The sequence below is a fragment of the Bryocella elongata genome (genome assembly GCF_900108185.1).
Taxonomy (GTDB): Bacteria; Acidobacteriota; Terriglobia; order Terriglobales; family Acidobacteriaceae; genus Granulicella; species Granulicella elongata.
Genome location: NZ_FNVA01000003.1, coordinates 548,876 through 571,871, shown reverse-complemented (window position 1 = coordinate 571,871; position 22,996 = coordinate 548,876). Strand labels below are relative to the sequence as shown.

General features: G+C 62.4%; 21 protein-coding genes. 3 read left to right on the top strand and 18 right to left on the bottom strand.

The window, feature by feature from the left end; genetic code table 11:
• Nucleotides 1-60 precede the first annotated feature (60 nt).
• Nucleotides 61-711, top strand: coding sequence for a ribonuclease T2 family protein (locus C4S68_RS11555; protein ID WP_103933195.1), 651 nt, complete (start codon nt 61-63; stop codon nt 709-711).
• Nucleotides 712-952: 241 nt separating this feature from the next.
• Here C4S68_RS11555 and C4S68_RS11545 read toward each other — a convergent pair whose 3' ends face one another.
• The 15 genes from C4S68_RS11545 to C4S68_RS11475 form a co-directional block, all read right to left on the bottom strand.
• Nucleotides 953-2,194 (bottom strand): glycosyltransferase, encoded by a 1,242-nt coding sequence (locus C4S68_RS11545; protein ID WP_160115110.1) that lies wholly within the window; start codon nt 2,192-2,194, stop codon nt 953-955.
• Between the two features lie 158 nt (nt 2,195-2,352).
• Nucleotides 2,353-2,700, bottom strand: coding sequence for a cytochrome C oxidase subunit IV family protein (locus C4S68_RS11540; protein ID WP_103933192.1), 348 nt, complete (start codon nt 2,698-2,700; stop codon nt 2,353-2,355).
• Between the two features lie 52 nt (nt 2,701-2,752).
• Nucleotides 2,753-3,529 carry a cytochrome c oxidase subunit 3 family protein gene (locus C4S68_RS11535; RefSeq protein ID WP_407641103.1) on the bottom strand — a complete coding sequence of 259 codons (777 nt, stop codon included), beginning with the start codon at nt 3,527-3,529 and terminating at the stop codon, nt 2,753-2,755.
• Complete coding sequence (locus C4S68_RS11530) at nt 3,522-5,189, bottom strand: cytochrome c oxidase subunit I (RefSeq protein ID WP_103933190.1); 1,668 nt, start codon at nt 5,187-5,189, stop codon at nt 3,522-3,524. The genes C4S68_RS11535 and C4S68_RS11530 overlap by 8 nt, the downstream gene beginning before the upstream one ends.
• A complete protein-coding gene (gene coxB, locus C4S68_RS11525) occupies nt 5,186-6,244 on the bottom strand; it encodes a cytochrome c oxidase subunit II (RefSeq protein ID WP_103933189.1) in 1,059 nt (352 codons plus the stop codon). Before coxB ends, C4S68_RS11530 begins: the two co-directional genes overlap by 4 nt.
• Before the next feature lie 9 nt (nt 6,245-6,253).
• Nucleotides 6,254-7,168 carry an SCO family protein gene (locus tag C4S68_RS11520; protein WP_160115109.1) on the bottom strand — a complete coding sequence of 305 codons (915 nt, stop codon included), beginning with the start codon at nt 7,166-7,168 and terminating at the stop codon, nt 6,254-6,256.
• 79 nt (nt 7,169-7,247) lie between these two features.
• Nucleotides 7,248-7,943, bottom strand: a complete 696-nt coding sequence (locus C4S68_RS11515) for a hypothetical protein (RefSeq protein WP_103933188.1) — start codon at nt 7,941-7,943, stop codon at nt 7,248-7,250.
• Nucleotides 7,933-9,294, bottom strand: coding sequence for a hypothetical protein (locus C4S68_RS11510; protein ID WP_235011531.1), 1,362 nt, complete (start codon nt 9,292-9,294; stop codon nt 7,933-7,935). The genes C4S68_RS11515 and C4S68_RS11510 overlap by 11 nt, the downstream gene beginning before the upstream one ends.
• Nucleotides 9,295-9,351: 57 nt before the next feature.
• Nucleotides 9,352-10,125, bottom strand: a complete 774-nt coding sequence (locus C4S68_RS11505; protein ID WP_103933187.1) for a c-type cytochrome — start codon at nt 10,123-10,125, stop codon at nt 9,352-9,354.
• A gap of 107 nt (nt 10,126-10,232) precedes the next feature.
• Complete coding sequence (locus C4S68_RS23385) at nt 10,233-10,775, bottom strand: DUF3341 domain-containing protein (protein ID WP_103933186.1); 543 nt, start codon at nt 10,773-10,775, stop codon at nt 10,233-10,235.
• Complete coding sequence (gene nrfD / locus C4S68_RS11495) at nt 10,775-12,223, bottom strand: NrfD/PsrC family molybdoenzyme membrane anchor subunit (protein ID WP_103933185.1); 1,449 nt, start codon at nt 12,221-12,223, stop codon at nt 10,775-10,777. The genes C4S68_RS23385 and nrfD overlap by 1 nt, the downstream gene beginning before the upstream one ends.
• A 1-nt stretch (nt 12,224) precedes the next feature.
• Nucleotides 12,225-15,476 (bottom strand): TAT-variant-translocated molybdopterin oxidoreductase, encoded by a 3,252-nt coding sequence (locus tag C4S68_RS11490; protein ID WP_103933184.1) that lies wholly within the window; start codon nt 15,474-15,476, stop codon nt 12,225-12,227.
• The gene (locus tag C4S68_RS11485) at nt 15,473-16,366 is read right to left on the bottom strand and encodes a cytochrome c3 family protein (protein WP_103933183.1); all 894 of its coding nucleotides are present in this window, start codon (nt 16,364-16,366) and stop codon (nt 15,473-15,475) included. The genes C4S68_RS11490 and C4S68_RS11485 overlap by 4 nt, the downstream gene beginning before the upstream one ends.
• 475 nt (nt 16,367-16,841) lie before the next feature.
• Nucleotides 16,842-17,234 (bottom strand): type II toxin-antitoxin system death-on-curing family toxin, encoded by a 393-nt coding sequence (locus tag C4S68_RS11480; RefSeq protein ID WP_103933182.1) that lies wholly within the window; start codon nt 17,232-17,234, stop codon nt 16,842-16,844.
• On the bottom strand, nt 17,231-17,458 hold the full coding sequence (locus C4S68_RS11475; RefSeq protein WP_103933181.1) for an AbrB/MazE/SpoVT family DNA-binding domain-containing protein: 228 nt from the start codon (nt 17,456-17,458) through the stop codon (nt 17,231-17,233). The genes C4S68_RS11480 and C4S68_RS11475 overlap by 4 nt, the downstream gene beginning before the upstream one ends.
• 81 nt (nt 17,459-17,539) lie before the next feature.
• Between C4S68_RS11475 and C4S68_RS11470 the strand changes: the two genes are divergently transcribed.
• Nucleotides 17,540-18,271, top strand: coding sequence for a DNA-3-methyladenine glycosylase family protein (locus tag C4S68_RS11470; RefSeq protein WP_103933180.1), 732 nt, complete (start codon nt 17,540-17,542; stop codon nt 18,269-18,271).
• Nucleotides 18,272-18,336: 65 nt separating this feature from the next.
• On the opposite strand, the gene C4S68_RS11465 is transcribed toward C4S68_RS11470, so the two are convergent.
• Genes C4S68_RS11465 through C4S68_RS11455 form a run of 3 tightly spaced genes read right to left on the bottom strand, consistent with a single transcriptional unit; the run spans nt 18,337 to nt 20,069 of the window.
• Nucleotides 18,337-18,963: a periplasmic heavy metal sensor gene (locus C4S68_RS11465; protein WP_103933179.1), complete on the bottom strand. Its 627-nt coding sequence runs from the start codon at nt 18,961-18,963 to the stop codon at nt 18,337-18,339.
• On the bottom strand, nt 18,964-19,425 hold the full coding sequence (locus tag C4S68_RS11460) for a hypothetical protein (RefSeq protein WP_103933178.1): 462 nt from the start codon (nt 19,423-19,425) through the stop codon (nt 18,964-18,966).
• On the bottom strand, nt 19,422-20,069 hold the full coding sequence (locus tag C4S68_RS11455) for an RNA polymerase sigma factor (protein ID WP_103933177.1): 648 nt from the start codon (nt 20,067-20,069) through the stop codon (nt 19,422-19,424). The genes C4S68_RS11460 and C4S68_RS11455 overlap by 4 nt, the downstream gene beginning before the upstream one ends.
• Nucleotides 20,070-20,286: 217 nt before the next feature.
• On the opposite strand from C4S68_RS11455, the gene C4S68_RS11450 reads away from it, so the two are divergent.
• Nucleotides 20,287-22,992, top strand: a complete 2,706-nt coding sequence (locus tag C4S68_RS11450; RefSeq protein ID WP_146072120.1) for a DUF3536 domain-containing protein — start codon at nt 20,287-20,289, stop codon at nt 22,990-22,992.
• Nucleotides 22,993-22,996 lie beyond the last annotated feature (4 nt).

The window sequence follows — 22,996 nt, the reverse complement described above, 5'->3', positions numbered from 1 at the left end:
CGATGAGGCTCGCCTATGATGGGTGCATCGGCTTGAACGTTTCAGCATTGAGGGGAGCCCATGAATCGCATCCGTCTGTACAGCTTTGTCGCCGCACTGGTTTTGATGGTCGCCACCACGCTGGCTCCGCGCGCGCTGGCGCAGCACCCGGATGCTCCGGGGCACTTTGACTTCTACCTGATGAACCTTTCGTGGTCGCCGGAGTTCTGTGCGATCCAGGGCACGTCGCCGCAATGCGCGGCGCGCGATGGCTTCATCCTGCACGGACTGTGGCCGCAGAACAACGACGGCAGCTACCCGGTGTTCTGCAGCCATGAGGCAGGGCCGCGCGACCTCGCGAAGAACCTCGATGTCACGCCGGATCTTGCACTCCTGCAGCATGAGTGGGACAAGCATGGCACGTGCTCCGCGGTGGGGCCGGAGCGCTTTTTCGGTATGGAGCATCAGGCCTACAGGTCGGTCAGGGTGCCGGCGGAGTTCCAGCACATGGAGCGCGAGCTGATGCTGCCGCCGGCGCAGATTCTGGGCGACTTCTACTCGGCGAACCCAGGCTACCCGCAAGGCAGCATCCTGCTAAGCTGCGGACGCAACAACCTGACGGCGATCGAAGTTTGTCTCTCCAAGGACCTGCGGCCGATCGCCTGTCATGGGCTTCATAGCTGCGGAGCCAACGTCGTGAAGGTCACGCCGCCGGGCACGCACATTCGGTAACCATCAGTTGCTTCGGGACTACGGGTATGCCAATATGGCGGTCGTGAGCGCGCTACGGAACGCATGGGACTTCCTCGGATGGTATTGGCTCGTTGTCGCCATGTTCCTTGCGATGTTCGCGTGGGGGACGTGGGCCGTTATCGCCGCCATTGCTGATAACCGTAGGCGGCGCCGCGAGCCGCTGCCGCCTCGATATGGGCGCGAGGCGGAATAGCGTTCGCCCAATAATTCCCAGATCCCGTCACAACACGGCGTCAAGGAATGCGGAATCCAGCTGGCGACGCGGATCGAACTGCTGCTGTGCGAGCGCGTAGGCGCGCTGCTCCAGCTGGGCGCGGGCGGTGGAATCGCCAAGCAGCTTGACGATGGCCGCAGCGAAGTCCTGCGGGTTGGCCGCCAACACGACCGCACCGTTGACCACCGTCTCCAGCCCCTCGATCCCGACGGGTGTCGTGACCGTGGCCTTGCCGTAGCTGAGCGCTTCAAGCAGCTTGATCTTGATGCCGCTGCCGATGAGCAGCGGAATGAGGCAGACCGAGGCACGATGGTAGGGTGCGGCGATGTCCTCCACAAGGCCGAGCGGCTGTACGCCAGCGGGCGCAGGCTGCGGCACGACCTGAGCGACAGCGCCAACGATCTGCAGCCGTGCGTGCGGAAGGGCCTCGCGCACCAGACGCCAGACTTCGTCCAGAAGCCAGGCCAGCGCCGATTCGTTCGGTGCGATCCGGGAGCCGACGAAGAGGCATAAGCCGGGCTCGGGGTGTGGCTCCGGAGCATGCGGCGTCATCGTCACCGGGAGGACCAGAACGGTTCCGTGGACTTTGGAGGCGATCGCTTCGGCCTCCCGACCCTGGGCGGCGAGCAGCGTATCGGCTCCATCGAGCCAGCGGAGCTCGGTGGCCTCCGAGATGTAAGGACAGTCCAGTTCCCGCCCCTTCGACTCGAAGCTGCGAACCCGCGCGGCCAGGAGATCGTGCATGAGGATGACGCGCTTGGGGCGGCGGTGCGTGGAGGAAGAGAGCGGCAGCTCAGCGAGGGCGTCTCCCCAATAGGCATAGTTGGCGAGGAGCGTGGTGGGCTGCACCTGCTCAACGGCACGATGGAGGAGTTCGCGCTCGCCGGACGTCGGCGGCGTGAGGTCCCAGGCGTAGCCACAGATGCTGTCGTCAAACAGAACCCGCGCGAAGGCCGCGATGGGCTCGAAGGTGTGCTTGCGGGCGGCGATGCGCTGCAAAAGCCTGGCCCAAGGGCGGGGCGCCCACGCGCGGAGGTACAGCGTGCCGAGCCGCAGATAGCCCGGAACACGAACCCTGGTGCCAACGGGATAGTGAGTCTTGAGCCGGAAGAAGGGCCGAGGAGAACGACTGGCACTCAGCGTGACAAGGACCGTGACCTCCGCCCCCAGCGAGATGAGGGCCGCCACGAGGTTCAACGCGTAGGTGGTGCTGCCCCCGAGCTGATGCGCGACGGGATCGCGCGACACGAACAGAATCCGTGATGGGATCGGAGGCGAGGCCGAGGGCGGAACTGGAGCGGGAGCACCCATCTACGCCACAGGGGCGAATCCCCGTTTCTGCGGAGCGCCAGAACGCAAAAAGCGGCTCCTGTCTCGTATAGAGACGGGAGCCGCCGTTGGATCGTTTACCAGGCGCCCCAGGCGCGACTCATGTAATCGAGCATCGTCATCATGATCAACACGAGGAACAGGAAGAAACCTGAACCGATCGTGAGCTTGATGAGTCGCGACTGATAGATCGCGTGCATGAAGAACAGGATCACGACGGCGCCCTTGATGCAGGCGATGAGCAACGCCACGACGGGGTTGAATACGCCAAGCGGGATGTACGCCGCTCCGACCGTGACGCCGGTGAGAATCAGCAGCGTGACGTAGACAAGTACGTACTGCCCCGGTGAGACGATGTGATGATCGGCGTGCTCCGGGTTGGTGACGTTCAGCGGATCATGCGCGCCAATGTGGTGTTCTGACATCTTTCCCTCTCCAAACTGCCAAGTCTAAGCTGCTCTCTGGTCGTGACGCGCTCTACTTGAGCGGATGTCGATTGATCAGGTAGAGAAGCGGGAACAGGAAGATCCACACGATATCGACGAAGTGCCAGTAGAGGCCGAAGTTCTCAATCGGTGCGACGTAGCCGGTACTGAAATCTCCACGGCGCGCGCGAGCGATGAGCCATACGAGCAGGCCGAGCCCGATGATCATATGGAGAGCATGCATACCGGTCATGGCGAAGTACAGGAAGAAGAAGACCTGGGTCTTTTCGGCCATGTCCGGAGCCAGCGGTGGCTCATCCTTGGTCAGCTCATAGGCGTGCGGGTTGACGAACATCGCAACGCTGAACTTGTCACCCGGGATGTGGTGCAGCTCGTACTTTTCCTTGTATTCGAAGTACTTCACGCCGAGGAAGGCGAGGCCGAATACGGTGGTGAGGACGAGCGCAAAGACCAGCTTCTTACGATCGCGGATCTCGGCGTAGTACACGCCCAGCGCCATCGCGAAGCCCGACGTGATGAGGATGGCCGTGTTGATCGCTCCCAGCGGTACGCTCAGCTGGTTCGACGCGGCGGCGAACGCCGGGTAGTACCAGTTGCGATACAGCAGGTAGGCGAAGAACATGCCGCCGAAGAACATGATTTCGGTCAGCAGGAAGAGCCACATCCCGAAGCTGCCGGCTTCGCGCTGCTGCTCTTCGGTCTCGAAGTGGTGACGATGCTGCGGCGTCGAGTGGTGCTCAAGCGCTGGCACGTGCACGATCAACGGCTCCGTGTCGTCGTAATGCGGGGCGGAGAACGAGTTATCCAATGTACTTGGCTCCTTCGGTCTGCTGCTTCTCGAGCCACTCGTAGTCGTACGCTTCATGGTCCATGATGGGCGTCTCGACAAAGTTCTCAGTGAGGGGTGGCGACTGGATCTGCCACTCGAGGCCCGTGGCCTGCCACGGGTTGTTGCCGGCGACAGCACCGTACTTCAGGCTCCACGCGAGGTACAGCATCGGGAGCATGTAGCCCACGCCGAGGATCGTAGCGCCCGCGGTCGAGAAGACGTTGAGCACCTGGAACTCAGGCGGGTACGCAGCGTACCGACGCGGCATGCCGAGGTAGCCCAGGATGAACTGCGGCATGAAGGTGAGGATGAAGCCGATGAACGTGACGACTGCGGCGAGCTTCGAGAGCGACTCCGGATACATGCGGCCGGTCATCTTGGGCCACCAGAAGTGGACACCCGAGAGGAACGCCATCAGCATGCCGCCCACCATGACGAAGTGGAAGTGCGCCACGATGAAGTAGGTCTCGGTAAGGTGGATGTCCATACCCAGCACGCCGAGGAAGACACCCGTGAGACCGCCGATGGTGAACAGGCCCATGAAGCCGAAGGCATACAGCATGGGGGTCTCGAAGGTGATCGAACCCTTCTGCAGCGTGAAGGCCCAGTTGAAGATCTTGATGGCGGAAGGTACAGCCACAAGCATCGTCAGCAGGGAGAAGACCAGCGCCGAGTAGTTGGAGACACCCATGATGAACATGTGGTGTTCCCACACGAAGAAGCCGAAGAGCGCGATGGCCACGGAGCTGAAGGCGACGGCGGTGTAGCCGAAGACCCGCTTGCGGCTGAAGGTCGAGATGACCTCCGAGATCACGCCCATGCCCGGCAGAATCATGATGTACACGGCAGGGTGCGAGTAGAACCAGAAGAGATGCTGGAAGAGCAGCGGATCTCCACCCTTGGCAGGATCGAACACGCCGACGCCGAAGACACGCTCCAGAAAGACCAGCACGATTGCGATGGCGAGCACCGGGGTGCCGAGAACCATCAGCAGGCTCGCTGCGTAGTTCGACCAGCAGAACAGCGGCATCCGGAACCAGGTCATTCCCGGGCAGCGCATGCGGTGCAGCGTCACGATGAAGTTCAGGCCCGTGAAGATCGAGCTGAATCCCGCGATGAAGATGGCCAGCGCGGCCGTGATGACGTGCGTGTTTAGGTAGTGCGTCGAGAGCGGGGTCGTGAAGGTCCAGCCAGTGTCTACACCGCCGAGCACCAGCGCCGACAAGGTCAGCGTGCCGCCGATCATGTACAGGTACCAGCTCAGCAGGTTGATCTTCGGGAACGCCAGATCCTTCGCGCCGATCATGATCGGGATCAGGAAGTTTCCGAGCGTGGCCGGGACCGAAGGCACCAGGAACAGGAAGACCATCACGATACCGTGCATCGTGAAGAACTTGTTGTAGGTATCGGCAGCAACGAGATCCGACTGCGGAGTCAGGAGCTCGAGGCGGATGAGGCCCGCGAAGGCTCCGCCGATGAAGAAGAAGAACGTGATCGAGATCATGTACAGCATCGCGATCCGCTTGTGATCAGCCGTCAGCAGCCAGCTCAGCAGGCCGTGTTCGCTGGTGATGTAGTTCTTCTTCGGAACTGTAGCTGTTGCCTGGTCAGGCAGGGTAACGATCGTAGCTGCACTCATGGCTTCACCGCCTCGCTCTGCCCCGCAGTGGGGGTTGGTTGTGCAGCCTGATCACTGTCAGAGGTCATCTGCGTCTGCTGCACGCGATAGTTGGTCTGGAGATTCTTGATGAACTCCACCAGGTCGATCAGGCCCTCTTCGCTGATCTGCCCCTTGTAGGTGGGCATGATGGGAGCGAATCCGGCTGTCACGTGCTGGCTGGGGTTCAGGATGGCGTCCCGGATGTATGCGTCGTTCACGAGCACCTGGCTGCCGTCTGTCAGGGTGAGCTTGGAGCCATAGACGCCTGCGAGGTTCGGGCCGCGCGCTGCAGCCGTACCGCTGTGGCAGGCGTTGCAGCCCATCGAAGCAAAGAGCCGCTCACCGTTCTGCGCCAGGCTCATGCCCGAATCCGACTGCTGTAACCACTTCTGATAGTCCGTCGGGCTCAGCACGGTAACTTCACCGATCATGCCGGAGTGCTGCGTACCGCAGTACTGCGTGCAGAAGAGGTGATAGGTGCCGGGCTGCGTCGCTTCGAACCAGACCGTGGTGTAACGGCCGGGGATCGCTTCACGCTTCACGCGGAAGTCGGGGATCGAGAACGAGTGGAAGACGTCCTGCGAGATGATGGTGAGCTGCACCGGCGTGCCCGTCGGAACGTGCAGCGCGTTGATCTCGTGCTGGCCGCCGGGGTGCTCGGACTTCCACATCCACTGCTTGCCCACCACGTAGATGTTCATGGAGTTGGGCGGAGGGGTGTAGATGCGGTAGTAGAGCAGCGCGCCCCAGACGAACGCCATCAGGAAGATCGCGAGCGGGATGATCGTCCACGTTGCTTCGAGGAGGGTTGAACCCTCTACCTGCGTCGCTACGGGGTTACGCTCCTTGCGGTAGCGGATGGCGAAGCCAAAGACCAACGCGCCCACCAGCACGAGGCCAACGACCGTCATCGCGATCAAAAACAGGTAGAAGGCATCCATCCACGGAGAGATGGTGGAGGCCTCGCTCGGGAAGAGAGCTGCGTTGTGCAGCCACTTCACCAAAAACTGCCAAAGTACTGGACTGATACCCATCGTTCGCCTTTATCCGTTTCGCCGGTCGTTGTTTACTGCCGGTTCCGCACCGTTCTTCAAGTCCCGCCGGAACATCACGATCATGAAGCTGCCCAGCGAGAGCACCGTAGCGATGCCCGCCAGTTGCACCACCCGAGCGACGATGAGCGAATGCTTGTTCGTCTGCGGGTCGTAGTGGTAGCAGTAGGTCAAAATGTTCGCCACCGGCGAACCAATCTTGTTGCCGGAGGCATCAACCAGCCCCAGCAGAATGTCCTTGGGCGAATACTCCACGCCAAGGTAGTACTGTGCGAGCCGTCCCGTGGGGGTCGCGATCTCAATCGCGCTGGCGTGCGCATACTGCGTCAGCCGGCCATCGGGGCCCGGAACCTTCACGTAGCCGAAGCCCACCGTGTCGGTAACCTGGTCAATTCCAGGCTTCTGGCCGACGAGGAAGTGGAATCCATTCGCCGTCTCCGGCTGGCCGTAGCGCTTTACGAAGCGGGCCTTGGTCTGCGCGGCCAGCTGCGGAGTCTCGCTGGGATCGATCGAGACCATGACGATCTGGAAGTCCTTGCCGGGCTTCAGATTCACCATCATCAGGGCGCTGACGAGGCCATCAAGCTCCTCGGAACAGAGCATCGGGCAGTTGTAGTACACGGTCGAAAAGATGACCGGATGCTTGCCGTCGAAGTAGCTGCCCAGCGTGACGGGGTTTCCGTGGTCGTCGGTGAACGATGCGGCGAGCGGCAGTTGTGCATTGAGGTGCTGCGTCACCTGCACCCGCTCGAGCACCGTCGGCAGGTTGTCGCCGACGTTCTCACCCTCGGACTTTTCGCCGGTCGCGGAGACCTGCGCGGTAGCGATGCCGCACACCAGAGCGAACGGCAGGGCCAGCGCAAGACTCCGCGCTCCCTTTGTCCATCCTCCTCGGATTGTGCTCATCAGCTTCAACCTGGTTTCCTTATCCGTTCAACAGTTCAACTGGCTCGTGTCTGCGTTGTCGCAACCTTCTCGAACCGGACTACTTGGGCTCTGCCTCGACTTCGGTCCGCTCCTTGCGGGCCTCGATGCTCTGGAGCTCGAAGCCGGTACGGGCGAAGCCGGTGGTGAGTGGAGCGGTGACGGTCGGGACAGAGTCCCCGAACATGGGCTTGGTGGCTGCGGCTTCGGTTGCGGGCGCCTTGGGCAGACCGCGCTCGACGACGAGCTCCATGGCCTTCTCGATCGGGATGCGGATCGTGCCCGGGGGCAGATCCTTCGAGGTCGAGTAATAGTTCAGAAGCAGATCTTCGCGGGCGTGCAGCTCAGCCGTGTCCTGGGCGCCGTCGTCAGTCTGGACGCGGGGCGAAGGGAAGGCATTCGCCACATCGCTCAGCTGGCGCTGTTCCATCTCGGCATTGGAGGCGAGGCTCTCGATCTTCTGACCGCGGGGAGTCTGGCCGGTTTCGCTGAGGCTCTTCGTCCACTGGTTGGGCTTGCCGTAGTCTGCCGTGTACGTCTTGAGGTTGGCGGTGTTGATCGCCTTACCCATGAGGAAGCAGAAGACAAAGAAGATAGCGAGAAATCCGCACAGACCGGCAACGAAGGTGATGATGCCACCGACGTTGACGTCCTGAATTTCGTAGCCGGGGTGCTCGGAGTCGATCTTGTGCGCTTCGTGCGCGACCACGCCCTCCGGCTGTCCCATGTCGTGTCCTTCGTGTCCGTTAGTGGGCATGTTCGGGCTCCAAAAGCTCTTCGGTATCCGGGTCATTGATGGCGATCAGAGGACGCTTCGCAAGCTGGCCAAGGTAGAAGTACATCCAGCAGGCAACGACGGCGATCGGCATCGTCACGTAAGAGAGAATTCCGGTGTTTGCGGCCAGGTGAAGATTTCCCTGGGCGTCCTTGAAGTTCGGCTCAATCAGCCAGAACATGTCAATGAAGCGGGCGCCGATCATCCAGGCGCAGAGCCAGATCATCTTCGAGCGTGAACGCTTGAAGTCGCGGCTGAGCAGGATGCAGAACGGCACCACCCAGTGGCAGATCACGTCCAGCGATAGCACAACCCACCATCCGCCGTGGATGCGGTGAATGTACCACTCCGCTTCGTCGGGGACGTTGCCGGAGTAGATGATGAGGAACTCCGCAAAGGTGAGGTAGATGTTCAGCATCGTGAAGGCAAACGCAAGCTTGCCCAGATCGTGCTGCTCCGTGGTGCGGAACATCGTCTTGATCGGCTCATACTTCGAGAGCAGGATCAGCGTGAGGATGCCGAGGGCGAGGACAGCGTAGCCCTGGGCCACCAGGAACTGTGCACCGTAGACCGAAGAGGACCACTCGATGTCCAGCGACTTGACCCAGACGATGACGAAGTCGGTCATGAGGATGACATAGATCAGGGTCGACGGGCCGGCCAGGTTCTCGAAGCGGACGCGCCACTTGTTGTAGCTGGCGGATGTGCCGCCCGAGGGATCCGCGTCGCGCTGCAGGGACCACTTGTTCGCCAGCGAGATCACCAGGCCCATGAAAGCGAAGACGACGACGGTCTGGATGATGGCTGAGATCGGGTTGAGCATGGCGTGCTTGGAGTTCGCCATGAGCATCTCTTCCTGGGTCATGAGGCCGGCCTTGTAGGCCTGCCAGGTCTGCTGGGGGTCCGTCCAGCGAGCCCACTGGTAGAGCTCCTTCATGCGGAACATGACGGGGAGCATCATCACGACAACGAGGCCGAAAGTGCGTGTCATGGCCTCGAGCGGCCGACGCAGGATTGCGCCCCACTTACCGCCGGAGAGGTACTGGACCAGAAGGAATGCCAGTGCGCCGCCGACGAAGTTGAAGCAGGTCATCACACCCATGAGGTAGCTGCGGAGCAGATGCTGACGACCCTCTGCCGTGAATGCAAACACCACAGAGATGACGGCGAACACCGCCGTGACGATCATTGCGCGCTTCTGCCACACCAGCACCGCCTCGGGTGCCGTCAGCACCGTGGGCATGGTGCGGGGTCCATGATGCCCGTGCGCATCGTGATGCCCGTGGTCGCTGTGGGCCATCGCTCCTCCGCCTTGTCCGTGTTCCATTGCCATCGCGTCAGTCGCCTTCAACCTTGCCTGAATGTCGTGTTCTCGCCTGTACCTGCCCGTTTAGGGGTTGGTGCTGGCGGCCTTGGGCCCCGCTGCGGGAGCTTCGGGCTGCTTCTCTGTTGCCGGTGCTGCCGCTGGCTTGCCCATGGGCGAAACCGGCGTCGTCATATCTTCCTGGGTCTTGGGATTCGCCCACACCGCCGTACCGGGAAACTTCATGGGATCGGCGTACGAAGCGGGCAGACCCTGCTTGGTGGCGATCGTCTCCAGGTTCTGCGCCGTGGCCGAGCCAGCGTCGGACGGCTTTGCGTCCTGGCTGAGCTGGAGTGCCCGGACGTAGGCCGCGACTGCCCAGCGATCGGCCGGGGTGAGCTGCGCCGAGTAGTCGGGCATCGCACCGTAGCCGTTGGTCATGACCGCGAAGAAGTGACCCAGGGGAGCATTGCGCAGGCGATCGGTATGGAAGTTGCCTGCGGGCTTGTAGCCGCGCTGGACGATCATGCCGTCGCCGTTGCCCACGCGTGAGTGGCACGCGGTGCAATAGACGTTGTAGCGCTCCTGGCCGCGAGCCATGAGCTCCGGAGTCAGGGCCAGGGGAAGTCCGTCGCCTTCTTTGCCGGCGATCATACCGGTGTAGAAGTACGAATCCTCGTGCAGCTGCTCGCGGGCGACCGTATCGGCTACCTGAGGGCGCACGCTGCGGCCGTCGGCGTAGAACGTGGTCCCACGCTGCGGGAAGAACTTCGGCTGGTCATGCATGTCCTGGCGGCAGCCGGCCAGCAGCAGCATTGCTACTGCCGCTCCAGCCGCCGGGATGTACTTCGCACGCATCATGCTTGCCTTCTTAGCTTGCCTTTTCGCTTCGGGTCGCCCCGGGCGGGTGTTTCAATGCTTTTCGGTCGCGCATGGAGCCACGCACCGGACTACAGGATCGAACCAGACTAGAGGTCGACCTCAACCACGGAGACCGGGCTGAACTGCTCGAGGAACGTACGCGTTGCGGCGCGGTCGAACTTCGGGTCGTACGCTTCGAGGCAGAGGAAGAACTTGTCTGTCGTTGCACCATTTGCAAAGTTCGGTGCGTTGAAGAGCGGGTGATAAAGCTGGGGCAGGCCGTTCTGCGCGAGCATGCCGAACGCCGCGCTGAGACCCGCGAAGAGGATCGTCCACTCATAGCCGGGAATCACGAACGCCGGCCATGAGAACAGGGGCATGCCGCGGATGTTGAGGGGATATCCCCAGATATTCACCCACATCTCCAGCCCATAGCCCGTGATGAGCCCCATCATGGCACCACAGAGGCACATGAGAGGAACGCGCGTCTTGTGAAAGCGCAAGGCCTCGGCTGCCTCTTCGACCGGGTACGGGGTGTAGCACTCCATACGGCGGTAGCCGGCACGATGCGCCATTTCTGTGGCGTGAACCAGGTCGGTGGGCGTGTTGAACTCCGCCAGCAGACCGTAAACTCCCTCTTGGATAGGCATTAGTGCGCCTCCTGCGTGACAACTTCAGCGTCTGCGCCACCCGGCCGCACCTTGGTCTGCGGCAGCATCATGCGGATCTCGGACATCGGGATCATCGGGGCGATGCGGGCGAAGAGAAGGAACAGGAAGGTGAAGAAGCCCCACGTTCCGATGAACAGCATGTAGTCCCACTTGGTGGCGCGGTACGTGCCCCAGCTGGAGGGCAGGTAATCGCGGTAGAGCGAGGTCACGACGATGACGAAGCGCTCGAACCACATTCCGATGTTGATGATGAAGCTGAGGATAAACAGCCAGGTCACGTTCACGCGAAGCTTGCGGGACCAGAGGGTCGCCTGCGGAATCGCGATGTTCGTCAGGATGAGCATCCAGTACGCCCAGCCCATGGGGCCGAACATACGGTTCCACATCATGAAGAACTCCCAGTGGCTGCCAGAGTACCAGCTCATGAAGACTTCCATGCCGTAGCCATAGGCGACGATGGAGCCGGTCGCGAGCATGACCTTCGACATGTTGTCGAGATGGCGCTCGGTGACGAGATCTTCAAGGTGGTACCACTTGCGGATCGGGATCGCCAGCGTCAGCACCATCGCGAAGCCCGAGTACACAGCGCCGGCGACGAAGTAGGGCGGGAAGATCGTGGTGTGCCAGCCGGCCATCGCCGCGACCGCGAAGTCGAAGGAGATGGTGGTGTGCACGGAGAGCACGAGCGGGGTGGAAAGCCCGGCGAGCAGCAGCGATGCCGACTCGTAGCGGATCCAGTGGCGGGTGGAACCGCGCCAGCCCAGCGAGAGCACGCCGTAGAAGGTCTTGGCGATGGGGTTCTTGGCGCGGTCGCGCATCGTGCCGAAGTCAGGCACCATGCCGATGTACCAGAAGACCACCGAGATCGTCGCGTAGGTCGAGACCGCGAAGACGTCCCAGGCCAGTGGCGAACGGAACTGCGGCCAAACGTTCATCGAGTTCGGGTACGGCAGCAGCCAGTATCCGAGCCATGGACGGCCGACGTGCAGCAGCGGGAACAGACCCGCACAGCACACGGCAAAGATCGTCATGGCTTCGGCGAAGCGGTTGATCGAGTTACGCCAGGTCTGCTTGAAGAGCAGAAGGATGGCGGAGATCAGCGTGCCGGCGTGGCCGATACCGATCCACCAGACGAAGTTGATGATCGCGAAGCCCCAGGCGCCGGGGATCGTGATACCCCAGATACCGACGCCCTTGAGGACCAGCCAGGTGATGGCCGTGACCATCATCATGGCGAAGGTGGCCGCGACGAAGAGACCGCCCCACCACGCCAGGGGCGTGTTGTCCGTGAGCACGATATCCGCGATCATCTGCGTCACCGTCCGGAAGTTGTGTCCCGGAGCGATGACGACGAACTCGCCGGTTCGCGGGTCGATCATCCGGTCTACGGACTGGTTCGGATCGTGAATGGGTCCTTGAGTTGCCATGTTATGCAAGGTCCTTGTTCGGGTTGATCACGCCGGCGGTGTAGCTGGTGCGCGGACGGTAGTCCAGATCAGCCAGCACCTGATAGTCGCGCTCCTCAGCCTTGCGCTTGGTAACGCGGGCCTTGGGGTCGTTCATGTTGCCGAAGACGATAGCGCCGGTCGGGCAGGCCTGCTCGCAGGCCGTAACGATCTCGCCGTCGCGAATCGCGCGGTTTTCCTTATCCGCTTCGATCTTGACGCGCTCAATGCGCTGGATGCAGTAGCTGCACTTCTCCATCACACCGCGGCTGCGGACCGAGACGTCAGGATTGCGCATGAACTTCAGGCTTTCCTGATCGTAGTCTTCACCGTTGTACGAGTAGAGCAGCCAGTTGAAGCGGCGCACCTTGTACATGCAGTTGTTGGAGCAGTAGCGGGTGCCAACGCAACGGTTGTAAACCATCGTGTTGATGCCTTCCGGCGTGTGCACCGTGGCGCCAACCGGGCAGACCTGCTCGCAGCCCGCGCTTTCGCAGTGCTGGCAGAGCATGGGCTGGAAGTGGGCACGCGGAGAGTGGAGGTCGCCTTCGAAGTAGGTATCGATGCGAATCCACTGCATGTCGCGGCCGATCTTGACCTGCTCGCGACCCACGACCGGGATGTTGTTCTCGGCGTAGCAGCTGACGATGCAGGCGTTGCAGCCGATGCAGCTGTTGAGGTCGATCGACATGCCCCACTTGTTCTGGAGCACACGCTGTTCCGCACCCACTACCTCTACGTGGTCGTAACGCCACGCATCGGGGAAGAAGCTTTCGTCGTCGGGAGGAGCTTCCCCCTGGGGGTTGTAACCCACCTTGTTGACGACGGTGTGCTCAGTCGCCTTGCCCTGGGCGTCGAAGGTGCCGTGGTGCGTGTAGTCCGCATCGCGGGTCACTTCGTCGAGGGTCGCGTAGCGGATGATCGAACGCTCCGACGCCTCGTGCCCGGCCAGCGAATACGTGCCTTCGGTGTCGAGGTGCTTGAACTCGAGATCGTGCTGCGCGAACTTGCCGCGGTGCTCGATGTTGTGCACCTTGGTCACGCAGAGGTCGTAGATTCCGCCGGCCTTCTTGACCTTGAGGCCGGAGGCTGCCAGCGGCGCATCCGAGGTGCGGAGCAGGTAGGCGTTGAAGCCGACACCTTCTCCGACACGGCCTACGCGAGTGCGGCCAAAGCCGAGGTGCACGGTCACGGCGCCATCCGGATGACCGGGGGCCATCAGGACGGGCGTAACCACCTTGCGGCCGTTGAGCTCGAGCTCGAGAGCGTCGTTCTCCTCGATGCCGTACTTCGACATCGTGTTGAGGCTCATCAGCGCGGCGTTATCCCAGGAGAGGTTCGTGACCTGCTTGGGCAGCTCCTGCAGCCAGCCATTGTTGGCAAAGCGGCCGTCATAGAGCGAAGGATCGGGGCGGAAGCTGACCTCAAGATCCTGACCCGCGAGAACGGTGGGCGCGGGAAGTGCCGACATCTTGGCCGCATTGGTGACCTTAGGCGAGAACGCCGTGCCCTCCACCCAGCCGTCGTGCAGCGCCTTGCGCCAGGACTTCGCGAAGTCGCCGGTGATGTACGTCTTGGCCGTCGCAACCACTGCATCATGGGCGCTGATCGACGGATCGAGCAGGCACTGCAGGATGTCGTGCGAGCTCTTGGAGTCGTAGAGCGGAGCGATCATCGGCTGGATGATCGTGATCGTGCCGTCGCAGGCGCGGGCGTCCGACCAGCTCTCGAGATAATGCTTCTGATTGATGTGCCAGGCCGCGAGCTCACCGGTCTCATCGACAAAATTGCCGAGGTGGACGGTGTTCGGGACCTTGAGGTATGCAGCCTTGAAATCGAGGTCCGCAGGAGCGGTGTAGATCGGGTTCGTCCCGAGCGTGACGAGCCACTTGACCTGTCCGGCGTTCATCGCCGCGACGAGGGTCTTGAGGTCCGCACCCTGCTCGGTGGGAACAGCGGCGACCGGCTCGGTGTAGACCGCGGTCTTGCCGGCTGCGCCAATCATGGAGTTCAGCTGGTGCGCGAGAGCGTGAGCCAAGGCCGAGCTCTGCGGGCCAACGACAACGACACCCTTTTCGCCGGCGGCCTTGAGGTCCTTGAGGACAGCGGCCGCGTAGGCACGGATCTCGCCAAGGCGGTTGCTGTCGTACTCTGCCTCACCACCCGAACGGCCCATGCCGGCCAGGTCGGCCATCATGCCGAGGAAGTGCTCGATCTCGCTGGGCTTGAGCGCCAGACGGTGCTCCGCCTTGTAGCCGGTCACGGTCGGCATCGTCTCGACGACATACAGACGATTCATCGTCTTGCCGGCTTCGTAACGATGACGCTCGGCATAGGCCGCAGCCATTGGCAGGAAGCCCGGGAAGGCGTTGCCGCTAAGGAAGTCCGCATCCAGCGCGAGGATGACGTCAGCCTCTTCGAGCTTGTACTGGGTATCGAAGTAGTCGCCGAAGGCGGTCTTCGACGCGGCGCGTGCTACGTCGCCGTTGACGGCGTCGTACTGCACCAGCGTGGCCTTGGGATACTTGGCCTGAACCTGCTTCCATTGCGCGGCGAGCGTCGGCGAGATGATGGTCTCCGACAGGAAGTACACGCCGGTGCCGTCATGGGTCGCGTCGACGGCGGCAGCGAAGTCCTGCTGGAAGGTGCCCCAGTCAGCCTTGTTGCCACGCCACAGCGGGTACTGCGAACGGTCCGGATCGTAAAGGTCGAGCAGCGTCGCCTGGGTGAAGGCGTCGGTCTTGCCCTTGGATACGGGGTGCTCCGGATTGCCTTCGATCTTGATCGGGCGGAAGGCCTCGCTCTTGACCAGCACGGGGATCGCGCCTGTCGGGAACGGGAAGGCCGTCGCAAAGTACATCGGATTGCCCAGGACGAGGTCCTCGGGCTGCTTGACGTACGGGAAGATGGGCTCGTCGGGCTGCTTGGTGCAACCGGCGAGACCGGCCAGCGCGAAGCTGGCGCCCATGACCTTCATGAAGCCGCGGCGGGAGACCGAATCGACCCACTCTCCGGCGCCGGCCTGGCGCGGAAACTCTTCCTTGACCATCTCCTGAAATTCAGGAGTATCGGCCAGTTCGTCGAGATGCTTCCAGAAGCGCTTGCCGCTCTTTCCGGCAAGCTTCTCCTGCACCGCGGCCAGCGTGAGCTTCTTACGCTCGCTGCCAGCGGGTGCGATGGTCGTGACGATCTGCGGGGCCACCTCGTGTTCCATGGCTTCGTCTCTCATGCTCATCGGTGGCACACCTCGCAGCTCGAAAGCTCGTTCGCGGTGCGGATGTGGTACTTGTCCATCAGGTAATAGCCAAGAGCGCGCTGGCTGTCGAACTTCTGGTACTTGATCGGCAGCATCGGCATGGCCGGAGCGTCGGACATGGGCTTCGCGTCAGTAGCGGCACCCGGCTTGGCGGGCATCTCCATCTGGGCGAACTGAGGCCGATTGGCGAGGAAACCCAGGGAGGCTTCCGACTTCAGAGGATCCTGCGTGGTGCAGTTGACCTGCTGCGCTGTCGCCGAACCAGCACCGGTCGTACCGCACCAGACAGGCTTGTCGGAGCTCGGGCCTTCCCACGCCATGTTGTAGATCTCGGAGGTGGGGCGAAGGTTCTTGGCGGGATCGCGATGGCAGTTGAGGCACCACTCCATCTGGAGCGTGTTCTCCGCGTACATCAGCGGCATCTGGTCGACGCGGCCGTGACAGCTGGAGCAGCCAATGCCCTTGTTCACGTGAATCTCGTGATTGAAGTACACGTAGTCCGGAAGATCGTGGACACGAATCCACTGGATGGACTTACCTGTCGCCCAGCTCTCGCGAACCGGTTCCAGGATCTGCGCGTTGGTCCAGATCTGCGAGTGGCAGTTCATACACGTCTTGGTGGGAGGGATGCCTGCATAGGCGCTCTTCTCCACCGAGGTGTGACAGTACTGACACTGGAGTCCAAGACCCTCGACGTGGTGCTTGTGGCTGAAAGGCACCGGCTGGTCAGGCCGCTGACCCTGCTTCGTCACCCAGGGCGAGCGCTGCAGGTAGTTCAGCGCCACGCCGAGCGCGATGACGATCAAGCCCGTCAGCACCAGGCTTGCGCGAGCCAGTGCATTCGAACTGCGGTCAAAAACTTGCGCCATGAGTACGTCCCGCTTCCTCTTCGGGTCAATATCGAAACTTCATTTGTGCTACCGTGCCGCGCCGAAGCGCGCACCGGGTCGCCGTTGTCCTGAACTTCAAGGGCCGTGACCGTTCCCGCAGTTCAGAATGAGCTCTCTGCGGGGAGTCAGTATGAGAGCTTGCCGGTCAGAAATCTGAGTATAGCAGCGGAAAGTGACCCGTCATCAAGCACTCATTCGAGCTGTTCCGAGGTGCTTCCAATGATCTTGCGATTATCGGTGGCAGATGGTCGGGCAACGGCCAGGGCAGCGGGTCTGTGCGGTTGCTCACAACGGAAGAAAACCCGCGTCACGACTGGCTGTGACGTGGGTCACGCTTGAATTCCCTTTGCCGATATGAACAGCGAACACAGCCTAGATAAGTCCGAATTCAACTTGGAACATCTTGGGAGAAATCCTGACCGGATATCGGATGATACGGCGGGGAGAAGAGCTCTCAGGGCTTGAGGAGTACGGCGGTACGCTCTACCCAATCGGTCCACTGGTCTTCGGTGATCTCGCTGGCGGCGGCACGAAGAACCATGGCTGTCTCTTCGACCTCGGTGCAGCTGATCCCATATCCATTGCGGTCGAGGAAGATCATCAGCGCTGCGAAAGCCGTTCGCTTGTTTCCATCGGCGAAAGGATGGTTGCGCAGAATTGCCCACGGAAGTGCCGCTGCAAGCCGAGGGATGGAGGTGACTTCACCATAGGAGGCCAGATTTCTCGGCCGCCCTATCGCCGACTCGAACGCATTCTCATCACGCACACCGGCAACGCCGCCATATCGCTCGATAAGGCGATCATGTACGTTCCGAAGCACATCCGAGCGGACATAGACGACGTTCATTTTGCGAGTTCGCGATAGGTGTTGCGATGGAGCGGCTCGGTGCGCAGGAACGCCTCAACCTGCCGCGTGAACTCTTCGTCCAGCGGTTTGAGCTGATAGACCCCGTCCACGCGCTCCAGGCTCAGGAGGGCACCTTCTTCGAGCCCCGACTCCTCAAGGAACTGCTTGGGCAGCAGGACGCCGTACCCATTGCCGACTTTGCGGACCTTCAGCTCGATCGCCATGACGTCTTTATAGCTCCGGACGGCGTCCGTTGCAACAACGTTATAACTACTTCGCACAATCTTCGCCTATGATGTTGTTCCATGCCGAGCCCTCACAAAGACCGCAGGCGCAAACCTTCCTACGATACCGAGCGTGCTGTTGCCGAGCTGGCGGCGGCCGATCAGAAGCTGGGCAGGCTGATAGAGCGTGCCGGGCCGTTCACGCTGCGGCTTGCGGCCACGCAGTCGCCGTTCGAAGCGCTGACGGAGTCGATCATCTACCAGCAGCTGCACGGCAAGGCTGCCGCGACGATTCATCGGCGGCTGCTGGAATCCTTCAGCGGCATCTGCGGTCTGGATGGCGATGGAGACCCGATCCACTTTCAGCCGCAGGAGCTGCTGGACTGCCCCAATGAGCAGCTGCGGCATGCGGGCCTTTCGCACAACAAGGCGCTGGCGCTGCGGGACCTCGCAGCCAAGACGCTGGATGGCACGGTACCCACACTGGCCAAGGCGAAGAAGATGAGCGACGAGGCCCTGATCGAGCACCTTTCGCAGGTGCGGGGCATCGGCAAGTGGACCGTGGAGATGTTCCTGATGTTCCGGCTGGGACGTCCGAACGTGCTGCCGGTCGACGACTACGGCATCCGCAAGGGCTTCGCGCTGACGTTCCTGGGCCTGAAGCCGGATGCGAAGGTGACGCCGGATCTGCTGGCCAAGAAGGAGCAGATAATGCGCCGCGCGAAGAAGTGGCAGCCGTGGAGCTCGGTGGCTTGCTGGTACATGTGGCGGGCGTGCGATCTTGCCGCAGGCAAGGTTGTGCAGCCGGAGTAGAAGAACGGGCCATCTCATCGTGAGAGACGGCCCGTGGGGAACGTGCTGCCTGCCTTTCGTTGATGTTATTGCTGGTCGTCCCGCGGCACGGGCGGACCATCCGGGCGCTGGCCGGGTGCAGGAGGCTGAGGCATACCGTTGTCGCGCGGGCCGTCACGATGCACTCCCTTTCGGCCGTCTGGCCGAAGTTCACCGTGCCGCGGCCGCAGCCCCTGCAGCTTGGTCCACTGGTCCGCGGTGAGCACGCCGCGAATGGTGAGCAGCATGTGGGCTTCGGCCTTTTCCAGCGAGGCCCGCGTATCGGCTGACTCGTCGATCTCCTTTTGAGCCTTTACTGCGTCAAGGGCCGGAGCGCTCAGCGTGTCATCGAGGCGGAGCTGGGTCTCCTCCAGGGAGGCGTGCATGTGGATGAGCTGCACGCGGGACTCGAGGAAGATGCCGTCGATCTTCTTCTGCTGGTCGGGCGAGAGGCCGATGGCGGTCACCGTCGACTGGTCGCGCCACCAGGTGCCGGGAGGCAGCAGGCGGGCGGGACCACCGTGCATGTCGGGGCCCATGCCCTTGTGGTCCATCTTCGCCATCATGGGGCCCTGGCCCATGCCTTGCCCCATACCCGGGCCCTGCGCTGCGGCGGCCAGCGCCGTCGCCACACAGAGTGCGCCCGTCAGGATTGCATTTCGCTTCATGTGCATCTACTGGATCTCCTTTTGCCCAGAGTGGGCATAGCTGTTGCTGGTGTACGAGACTGCAAGCGGTTCCAGCGCCTGCGGGACTCGATCGGATAGATCGCTCTGCACCTCGCTCAGCAGCACGTCATCGGAGACGGCCGCGGCGTCGGTGGAAAGGTTGGCAGGGTTCGCCACGTGCGCCACGTCGTGGGGTCCATGGGGGACTTGAGCATGCGCCGCGTGCGTGTACCACCACGCTCCCCAGCCGCCACCGGCGAGCATCAAAGCCAGCGCGGCGAGCGCAGGGGCTCCCCAGCGCAGGGATACGTCGGCGCGCATCGCCGCAGCGGCGCGTTCCTGCTTCGCCACCTGTGCGGCGGCGAATTCGCGATGGGCGGTCTGCACGCAGGCGGCGCGGAACTCCTGCATCAGGCCGGAGAACTCGGCGTCCTGCGCGGGTACTGGATTCTGCTCTGGTTCGTTCATCGGGCACTCTCTTTCGGGGCGACCTTCAAGGCCGCCTTCACGGAATCGATGGCGCGGTACAGGTGCGTCTTCACGGTGCCGAGGGCCATGCCGGTGGCTTCGGCGATCTCACGAGCTTCCATGTCCTCCACGAAGTGCAGCAGGAAGACGCTGCGCTGCCTTTCGGACAAGCTCTCTGCTGCGCTCCACACCGCGCGGAGCCGCTCTTCGGCCAGGAGCGATTGCTCGGCGGAGCGGGCGGGGTCCGGCGGCGGAGTGAGCAGCTCGCCGATCTCGACCTTCCCGGTGCGGCCCCAGAACTTGAATCGCCCGGTGCGGGTGTGATTCCGAAGCGCGTTGACCGCAATGCGCATCACCCACGTCTCGGGCGAGGAATCGCCCCGGAAGCTTTCGCGGGCGCGCCAGGCGGAGAGCAGAACATCCTGCGTAAGCTCCTCGGCGACTTCGCGCTCGCGCAGCGAATAGAAGAGGAAGCGAAAGACACGCCCACGCTGGCTCTGCGTCAGCGCTTCAGCCGAGGAGAGAATCCCTGCTCCGAGCGGGACTTGCGTGGGCGTGGCAGCCGATGGGGGAATCGGATCGGACCCCAGCCCCGACCAGCCCAGCTCCGCGAAGGTCTTCTCTCCGGTCTGAGCTAGAGCCATATCGCCTTGCACCCCAACGGTGGTTTTGCCCTGCACACCGATATAGACACTCGCACTTGCCGACGAGCTTACACGGCGGCCGGATTTCTTCCCGGCATGCGCGTTTCCAAGACGGTGGAGGAACACCGAGGGATAGCCGGGGGGATATTTGCTGGATGGAATGTAATCGTCCGTGCAGCACAAAGGCGAGCTTTGGGACGATATTCTGGTTCGACCGATGGTACGAGCCCGCACACGCAACAAACGTCCTGAGACCGCCCCCGCCGAAGACGGCGCGCCGCTGCGCTACATCTGCGTCCATGGACACTTTTACCAGCCGCCGCGCGAGAACCCGTGGCTGGAGACGGTGGAGATCCAGGACTCCGCCGCGCCGTACCACGACTGGAATGACCGCATCACGGCGGAGTGCTACGCGCCCAACGGCGCGTCACGCATCCAGAACAAGAAGAACGAGATCATCCGGATCGTCAACAACTACTCGCGGATGAGCTTCAACTTCGGTCCGACGCTGCTGAGCTGGCTGGAGGAGTTTGCGCCGCGCACCTACCGCATGATCCTCGAAGCGGATGTGGCGAGCTCGCAACGGTATTCCGGCCACGGCTCGGCGGTGGCGCAGGTCTACAACCACATCATCATGCCGCTGGCGAGCGAGCGCGATGCGCGCACGCAGATCCGCTGGGGCATCGCGGACTTCGAGCATCGCTTCGGCCGCAAACCGGAAGGCATGTGGCTGGCAGAGACGGCGGTATCGCGCAGCGTGCTGGACTTGATGGCGCAGGAAGGGATCAAGTTCACGATCCTTGCACCACACCAGTGCGCGCGGATTCGTCCACTGTCCGAAGACGACCTGGCGCGTCTGCAGCCGCTTTATGCGCAGCCGCAGCAGGAGCCGGCGAAGTTTGCACGACGCGCGACCGACCTGGCCGACGATAACTCCAACGCCGACTACGATCAGGCCGGGCTGCAGGAAGACGCTGCGCTGGACAACGATGATCCGGACGACGTGATCGAGCATCCATGGCTCGAGACACCGAACGCCGTGGTGGACACCACGCGCTCGTACGTGGTGCAGCTGGACGAAGGACGATCCATCGCTGTGTTCTTTTACAACGGGCCGGCATCGCGAGCGATTGCGTTTGAGGGCCTGCTGAACTCGGGCGAGGTATTCGCGCGGCGATTGCTGAGCGGACTCCGCGCAGACAAGGGAGCGAACGAGCCACAGATGGTCCACGTCGCGACCGATGGCGAAAGCTACGGCCATCATCATCGCTATGGCGAGATGGCGTTGAGCTTCGCACTGCAGACGATCGAGGAGCAGAGGCTTGCGAGGCTGACCAACTACGGCGAGTTCCTTGCGCTGCACACACCCCAGTTTGAAGCCGAGGTGGTCGACGACTCCTCGTGGTCCTGCTCACATGGCGTGGAGCGCTGGCGCTCCGACTGCGGCTGCAACGGAGGCAAGCCCGGCTGGAACCAGAAGTGGCGCGGCCCTCTGCGGCATGCGCTCGATCTGTTACGGGACCGCACGGCGCCGATGGCCGAAGACCTTGCGGCTCCGTTGCTGAAGGACCTTTGGGCGGCGCGCGATGCGTATATCCACGTCGTACTGGACCGTTCGCCGGACAATGTCGAGCGCTTCCTCGATGAACATGCGACGCATGAGCTTTCTGCAGCCGAGCGCGTCATCGTGCTGGAGCTGCTGGAGCTCGAACGGCACACGCAGCTGATGTACACGAGCTGCGGCTGGTTCTTCGATGAGATCTCCGGCATCGAGACGGTGCAGATCATCGCCTATGCGGGCCGCGTCATTCAGCTGGCGCAGAAGCTCTTTGGTACCGCACCCTTGTTTGGCGATTCCGCAGCGACGCTCGAGGCGGACTTTCTCGCGGCGCTGGAGCTGGCTGAAAGCAACGTGCCCGACCTTCGCAATGGAGCGGAGATCTATCGCAGGCACGTGCTGCCGAAGCGGCTCGACCTGGAGAGCGTCGGCGCGCACTATGCGATCAGCAGCATGTTCCGGGCGTATCCCGATGCGGGGCAGATCTTCTGCTTTGACGTGCAGCGCAAGAGCTCTGACCTGCTGACCTCCGGCCGCGGACGTGTCGCGCTGGGCCAGGCTGCGCTGCGATCACGCGTGACGGAGGAGACTGAAGCCATCTGCTTCGCGGTGTTGCACCTTGGCGACCAGAATCTTTCTGCAGCCGTGAAGCGCTCATCCGCAGCGGATGAAGTGGCCTGGCAGGAGTTCACCGAGAAGGCACGCGGAAGTCTGCGCAGGGCGAACCTTCCGGAGCTGATCCGTCTGATCGATGAGTTCTTCGGCGGGACGCTCTACTCGCTGACTTCCCTGTTCTCCGACGAACAACATCGCATCGTGCAATCGATCCTGAACCAGACGCTCTCCGAGGTGGAAAGCTCTCTGATGCGGATCTACGAGGAGCATGCGACGCTGCTGGACTTCCTCGGCGAGGCCAACATCGCTGCACCGCCCGCACTGGCGCTTACTGCGGGCTTTGCAATCAACGCGAGCCTGCGCCATGCACTCGAGGCTGACACGTACGACTCCGCCGAGATTGTGCGCTTACTTCGCCGGGCCACGATCGATCATGTGCAGCTCGACAAAGGGCTGCTCAGTTACACGTCGGACAAACGGATGAAGCGAGCGATGGTTCGACTGGAAGCGGCAGTCGAAGGGCAGAACGGCGCGGTGCTGCACGAGACCCTGGCGATCGCCGAAAGCCTGCGCACGCTCCCAATGGACATCAACCTGTGGCAGGCGCAGAACATCTGGAACGACATGCTGCATCGTGCCGATGCACCCGATTGGACCCGCGAATGGCGGGATGGCTTCCGCAAGCTGGGCACAGCGCTGAACATCAGCGTCGATGACCTGGTGGTGGAGAACGGTGTGGCGATCTTTTGAGGGG